Below are 6,270 nucleotides of genomic sequence, written 5' to 3'. Positions count from 1 at the left end.
GCCGGGGACGCCGGAGCCGGTCGGCCGGTCGGCTGTCGTCAGGGTCGCCAGAACGCGCCGGGAGAGGTCGGCGATCAGGCGCGGCGCCATGTCCTGGAGGTAGAAGTGGCCCCCGGGGTAGGACATCGGGGGCGTGGTACGGGTGGAGTAGCGGTCCCACTCGCCGACATGGGTGGCGGCGTCGTCGTCGGCACGGCCGTAGTAGGCGGTGAGCGGGATATCGAGGGGGTCGGTCACGGTCGGGCGGTAGGTCTCGATGAGCTGGTAGTCGGCGCGGAACGCGGGCAGCAGGAGTTCACGGAACTCCGGTTCCGCGAGGAGGGCGCTGGAGGCGGCGCCGAGCTCCAGTACGTCGGTGACGATGGCGTCGTCGCCCTCGCGGTGGAGTGCGCGGGGCTCCATCCGGTGGGGTGGGGGGAATCCGCTCACCAGGAGCCCGGCGGGCCGGACGCGGTACCGGTCGATCAGGATCCGGGCGGACTCATAGCCGATCGCGGCGCCCATGCTGTGGCCGAAGAGCCAGAGCGGGCGGTCATCGAGAGCGGCGAGTTCCCCGGCCAGGGCCTGCGCCATCTCCGTCATATCGGTGATGACGGGATCGGCGAAGCGACCCTGGCGCCCGGGGTAGCAGACGGCCAGGAGATCGATCCGGGGATCCAGGTACTGGTGCCAATCCCGGAAGAACGTCGGAGACCCTCCGGCGTGGGGCAGGCACACCAACTGGGCCAGGGGCGGGGCGATATGCGCGGGCGGGGGCCCGACACGTTGGAGCCAGCGCTGCTGGGTCACGGCCTCGTCCTCTCTCGCGCCGACAGTGGCGCGGCTCGGACCGGGTGGGCCCGGGGTAGGGGCCCACCTCGGGTTCGGGGTGGGTGGTGTGGGGGGTGATGGGTGTGGGGGGAGGTAAGTGTGGGGGCATGAGGGAGGTGTCCAGAGGTCGGGGTGAGGACGGTACGGAGTCAGGGGGAGGAACTCTCGGCCAGGACCCGGGCGCGGTCGACCTTGCCGGTCACGCCCAGGGGCAGGGCCTCATGGGTGCGCAGTTCGCTCGGGACCATGTAGTGGGGCAGGGTCCGGGAGAGGGCGGAGCGTACGGCGGCGCGGAAGGTGTCCGGGTCGTCCAGGGCACTGACGGCGCCGGGCACCACATGCGCGACGAGGAAGTCCCCGCCGTCGGCCCGCTGTTCGACACCGACGACGGCGTTGCGCACCGTGTCCAGGGCCCGCAGCGCGACCTCGATCTCCTCCAGCTCGACCCGGAAGCCGCGGATCTTGATCTGCCGGTCGGCCCGGCCGAGGAAGTGGAGTTCACCGCCGTGCCGGGCGACGAGGTCTCCGGTGCGGTAGTGGACGCCGTCGCGGCCAGGCAGCCGGACAAAGCGTTCGGCCGTCAGATCCGGCCGGTTGAGGTATCCCTCGGCGACAGCGGGGCCACCGAGGTACAGCTCTCCGCTGCCGCCCTCCCCCACCTCGTCGCCGTCGGCGTCCAGGACGACGTCGGTGTGGCCGGGCAGGCAGTGCCCGATCGGCACCCGGTCGCCCTGCCAGCCCGCGTCGATCCAGTAGAGGGTGGAGGTGACGATGGTCTCGGTGGGTCCGTAGGTGTTGCAGACGCGGACCGAGCCGAGCGGGCCGTTGGCCCAGCGCTCGACGACACCGGGGTCGACCGCCTCACCGCCGAAGATGATGCCGCGCAGCGAGCCCAGCGCCTCGACATCGCCCGGGGAGAGCTCCTCGCCGAAGAACGTCTCGAAGTAGGCGGTGGTGCAGGAGATGTAGGTGACCTGGTGGGCGCGGACCCGCTCGAAGAGCTGGGGGCCGGTCCAGAGGGCGGGCCCGCGCAACAGGACGGTGCCACCGCCCACGAGCGGGGCCCACATCTCCTCGACCGCCGCGTCGAAGCTCGGCGAGGCGAAGGAGAGCAGGATGTCCTCGGCGGTGAGGCCATAGCCCTCCAGGGTGCCCTGGAGATGGACGGCGAGGCCGTGGTGGCCGACCACGACGCCTTTGGGACGGCCGGTGGAGCCGGAGGTGTAGATCAGGTAGGCGCGGTCGTGGGCGGTGGCGCGGTGGGCGCGCAGCCGCTCCGGGAGGTCGGTGTCCGCGGACCGGCCGGGCGTGGTGATCCGTTCGATCGGGAGCCGGGTCTCGACCGAGGTGCCGTCGGAGGCCAGCACGGCCTTCGCGCCCGTGTCGTCCAGGATGTACCGGACGCGTTCGGCGGGGAGGCGGGAGTCGACGGGGACCCAGGTGGCGCCCGCGATCCAGGCGCCGAGAGCGGCGACCATGAAGGAGGCGTTGCCGGGCCCCACGAGGGCGACGGTGTCGCCGCGGGAGCAGTGCAGCGCCAGCAGCCGGTCGGCGACGGAGTGGGCGCCGTCCCAGAGTTGCTGGTAGGTGAGGCGGTCCTGGCCGCAGAGGACGGCGGTCTGGTCGGGATGGTGTCGGACGTGGGTCTCGATGAGATCGATGACGGTGGTCATGGGCGGCTCCGCTCGGAGTCGGCGGACGGGACGGCGGTGACGGACGGGACAGAATCAGCGCGCGGGATGGAGTCGGCCAGCGGCTCGGAATCGGCGTACGGGACGGAATCGGCGGTCGGGACGGAATCGGCGCCCGGGATGGAGTCGGCGACGGCGGCGGGCCTCGTGCCGGGAGCCGAGGCCGTGACCGCCGCCGTGTCGACATGCTGGGCGAGCGCGCCGATGGTCGGCTCGCGGAAGAAGTCGACGACGGGAACGCGGACGCCGGTGGCCTCCGTCACCGCGTTCAGCAGCCGCAGCACATCGAAGGAGTTCCCGCCGAGCAGGAAGAACGACGCGTCGGCGGTCCCCGGGATGGTCCCGAGCGCTTCCGTCCACAGCCCGCGCACCAGTGCCTCGGTGGGGGTCGGATCCCAGGTGGTGGCCGGTCCGCCCGTCTCGGCGGAGGCCAGTTCCCCGGCGGCGAGGCCACGGAGCAGGGCCGGGCGGTCGACCTTGCCGTTGGGGGTGAGCGGCATGCCGTCGATGGTGAGGATATGCCGGGGGACCATGTACGCGGGCAGCTCGGTCTGGAGGGCCTCGCGCAGTTCCCGTCCGTCCGCCGACCGGCCCGGGGCGGGCAGGACGAAGAGGCAGAGCGCCGCCTGTTCGCCGGTGCCCTGGACGGCGGCGGCCGCCGCCTTGACCGAGGGCAGCCGTTCGGCGGCGGTCTCCAGCTCACCGAGTTCGATCCGGTGGCCGCGCACCTTCACCTGGGAGTCGCGGCGGCCGAGGAAGACGAGGGTGCCGTCCTCCTCACGCAGGGCGAGGTCCCCGGTGCGGTAGACCCGGCCGGTGCCGTCGGGGGCGGGCAGGAAGGCGGCGGCGGTGCGCTCGGGGTCGTTGACGTATCCGTCGGCGACACAGATCCCGCCGAAGAAGAGTTCACCGACGGCGCCCGGCGGCACCGGGTGGCCGTCGCGGTCGAGGAGATAGGTGTCCACGCCCGGCAGGGGAACGCCGATGGGCATGTGGGAGGGGCGCTCGCCGGGGCCGCCGGTGAGCACCTGGTAGGTGACCGCGTGGGTCTCGGTGGGTCCGTAGAGATTGACCAGGGTGAGCCGGTCATGGGTGTCGAGGAGCCGCCGGGAGCGGCTGTCGAGGTGGAGCTGTTCGCCCGAGACGCACAGGTGGCTGACGTCCTTGAGCGTGTGCCCGCCCTCATGGACGGCGTCCGCGAAGGCACCGAGTACGGCGACGGGCAGATAGACATGGGTCAGGCGCTCGCGTGCGACGAGGTCCACGACCTGGGCGAGGTCACGGCGGTCGACGGGACCGAGTCCATGGACGGTGCCGCCCGCGGCGAGCGTGGGGAAGATCTCCTGGTACGAGACGTCGAACCCGAGCGGCGCGTACTGGAGGAACCGGGTGTCGGGTCCCATCTCCAGTTCCTGGACCTGCCAGTGCAGCAGGTTGAGCAGCGCGGGCTGGCCCATGCGGACGCCCTTGGGGCGGCCGGTGGAGCCGGAGGTGAACATGATGTAGACGGGTGCGGTGCCGTCGGGGAGCTCCGGCGGCGCGGCCCTGCGGCCCGATCGCATCAGGTCGGCGAGCGTGGTGCGGGCGGGCTCGCCGGGCGCCACGGACCGCCCGCCGATGATCAGCGCGGCCTCGGCGTGGCCGAGCATGTAGGCGAGGCGGTCCGGCGGGAGGGTGGTGTCGATGGGCAGATAGGTGGCGCCGCACCACAGGATCGCCAGCATCGAGACGACGGTGTCGGCGAGGTTCTCGGGCACGACGGCGACCACGTCCGAGCGGCGCACTCCGCGTCGGCGCAGTCCGGCCGCCGCGCGGGCGGTGCGGTCGGCCAGCTCGCGGTAGGTCATTCCGGCGCCGCCGGGTTCGCTGACCGCGAGGGCCGTGGGCCGGCACCAGGCCGCGTCGAGCACCAGCCCGACCAGTCCGCCGCCCGCGTCGGGGCGTGCCTCGGACCCGCGCAGCAGCTCGGGGGCGTCGCGGGTGTCGAGCCCGGCGGTGAGCCCGGAGAGGGTCGCGCGCGGGTCGCGGGCGGCCCGCAGCAGCAGGGCGCGGTACTCGGCGAGGAACCGTTCCGCGTACGAGGCGGGGAGCAGGTCCTTGTCGTACTCGACCTCGATCAGCAGCCCGTCCTCGACGGGGGTGGCGCCGAGCCAGAGGTCGAAGCGTGCGGCGCGCTGCGAGACGAACTCGACCGTGCCCGGCAGCCCTTCGGCCAGTTCGACCCGGGTGCGCAGTTCGTCCTGCATGGCGAACATGGACTGGAAGAGCGGGTTGCGGTTGCTGACGCGCTCGGGCGCGGCCTCGGCGACCAGCGCGTCGAAGGGGATCGCCTGGTAGCGCTTGGCCTCGCGGACGACGTCGGCGACGGCGGCCACATGCGCGTCGAAGGCGACGTCACGGGCGGGCAGCACCAGGGGCAGGGTGTTGACGAAGAAGCCGGCCAGATCGTGGGAGGCGATGGTGCGGCGGGTGGAGAAGGGGCTGCCGACGATGACCTGGTCCTGCGCGGCGTACTGGCCGAGGAGCGCGGCGTAGGTGGCGAGGAGGACGGCGAAGGGCGTGGTGGAGAGCGAGCGGGCGGTGCCCTCGACGAGTTCGCGTTCGCCGGTGTCGAGCAGCAGGCTCAGATCCGCGCCCCGGTAGGCGGTGTCCACCGGGCGGGTGGGGGTGGGGCGGAGGGTGGTGGGAGGCACCCCGGCGATCCGGTCGGCGAGCTGGCGGACCTCGCCCGCCGCGATGGCCGCGTCGGTCGCCCTGACCTGGGCGGCCAGTTCGGCGGCGAGCTGGCGTTCGCGTTCGGCCGGGAGGGTGGTGTCGGGGGTGGCGGGGGCGCCGATGGCGTGCCGGTAGCCGGTGCTCAGGGCGTCGAGGAGGGCGGTCATGGAGACGCCGTCGCTGACCGAGTGGTGCACGGTGGTCAGCAGGGCGCTGTGGCCGGGTGCGCGCAGTAGCCGGAAGCGGCACAGCGGCGCGGTGCGCAGATCGACGGCGAGGGTCGCGAAGCGGCGGCTCTCCTCGTCCAGCCAGGCCGCCCAGTCGTCTCCGGTGGCCTCGCTGGTGGCGACGGTGAGCGGCACGTCGCCGGGGTGGGTGATCCGGGCCCGGACGGTGCCGTCGTCGTCGGTGAACTCGGTACGGAGGGTGGGCTGGACATCGAGCAGGTACCGCAGGGCGGAGCGGAGCGCGCCGGGGTCCACATCCGCCGTGAACGTGACGCGGAAGCTGATGTTGTACAGGTCGGCGCGCTCGGTGGCCTCCTGGATGAAGAGCAGGCTGCGCTGGGACGCGGTGACCGGCAGGACCGTGCCCTCGGCGCCGCCGCTGACGGCGCCGGTGTGGTTCCCGGCGCTGGCGGTGACGAGTGAGTCGAGGATGCTCCCCATGGCGCGTGCCTCAGTTCCAGCCGTCGACGAAGGCCACGAGGTCCGCCACGGTGATCACGTCGGCGAGCCGCTGGGGGTCGACCTCCTGGGTGGGGTCGGCCGCGAGGTCGGCGAGGATCCGCAGGAGGAGCAGCGAGTCGACGCCGAGGGCGGCCAGCTCGGTCCGCTCGGTGATCGGCGGCTCTCCCAGCCGCCGGGTGAGGGCGGCGTGGACCCGGGCGGTGACGGTGGGCGCGCCGTCCCCGGGTGGGGTGGGGGCGGGGTGCGGGGTCCGTGGGGCGGACGCGGTGGGTTCCGTGGGTTCCGTGTGCGCGGCGCGTTCGGCGGTGAGCGTCCGGTCGGGAGTCAGGGTCATGGAGGGCCTTCCTTGGATGGGAGGGATTGGG

Annotated in this window: 4 protein-coding genes; all 4 read right to left on the bottom strand. The window is 73.1% G+C overall.

Annotated elements, in window-relative coordinates; genetic code table 11:
* On the bottom strand, positions 1-789 hold a 789-nt coding region (locus tag ACFVIM_RS12790), incomplete at its 3' end, for a thioesterase II family protein (protein WP_384300721.1).
* A gap of 170 nt (positions 790-959) precedes the next feature.
* Positions 960-2,483 carry an amino acid adenylation domain-containing protein gene (locus tag ACFVIM_RS12785; protein WP_384300720.1) on the bottom strand — a complete coding sequence of 508 codons (1,524 nt, stop codon included), beginning with the start codon at positions 2,481-2,483 and terminating at the stop codon, positions 960-962.
* Positions 2,480-5,884: an amino acid adenylation domain-containing protein gene (locus tag ACFVIM_RS12780; RefSeq protein ID WP_384300719.1), complete on the bottom strand. Its 3,405-nt coding sequence runs from the start codon at positions 5,882-5,884 to the stop codon at positions 2,480-2,482. The genes ACFVIM_RS12785 and ACFVIM_RS12780 overlap by 4 nt, the downstream gene beginning before the upstream one ends.
* A 10-nt stretch (positions 5,885-5,894) precedes the next feature.
* Positions 5,895-6,239 carry a phosphopantetheine-binding protein gene (locus tag ACFVIM_RS12775; protein ID WP_384300718.1) on the bottom strand — a complete coding sequence of 115 codons (345 nt, stop codon included), beginning with the start codon at positions 6,237-6,239 and terminating at the stop codon, positions 5,895-5,897.
* Positions 6,240-6,270: the final 31 nt, after the last annotated feature.

The sequence above is a fragment of the Streptomyces sp. NPDC057638 genome (genome assembly GCF_042800315.1).
Classification (GTDB): domain Bacteria; phylum Actinomycetota; class Actinomycetes; order Streptomycetales; family Streptomycetaceae; genus Streptomyces.
The sequence above is the reverse complement of the archived record's forward strand: the minus strand, read 5'-3'. Positions and strand labels throughout refer to the sequence as shown.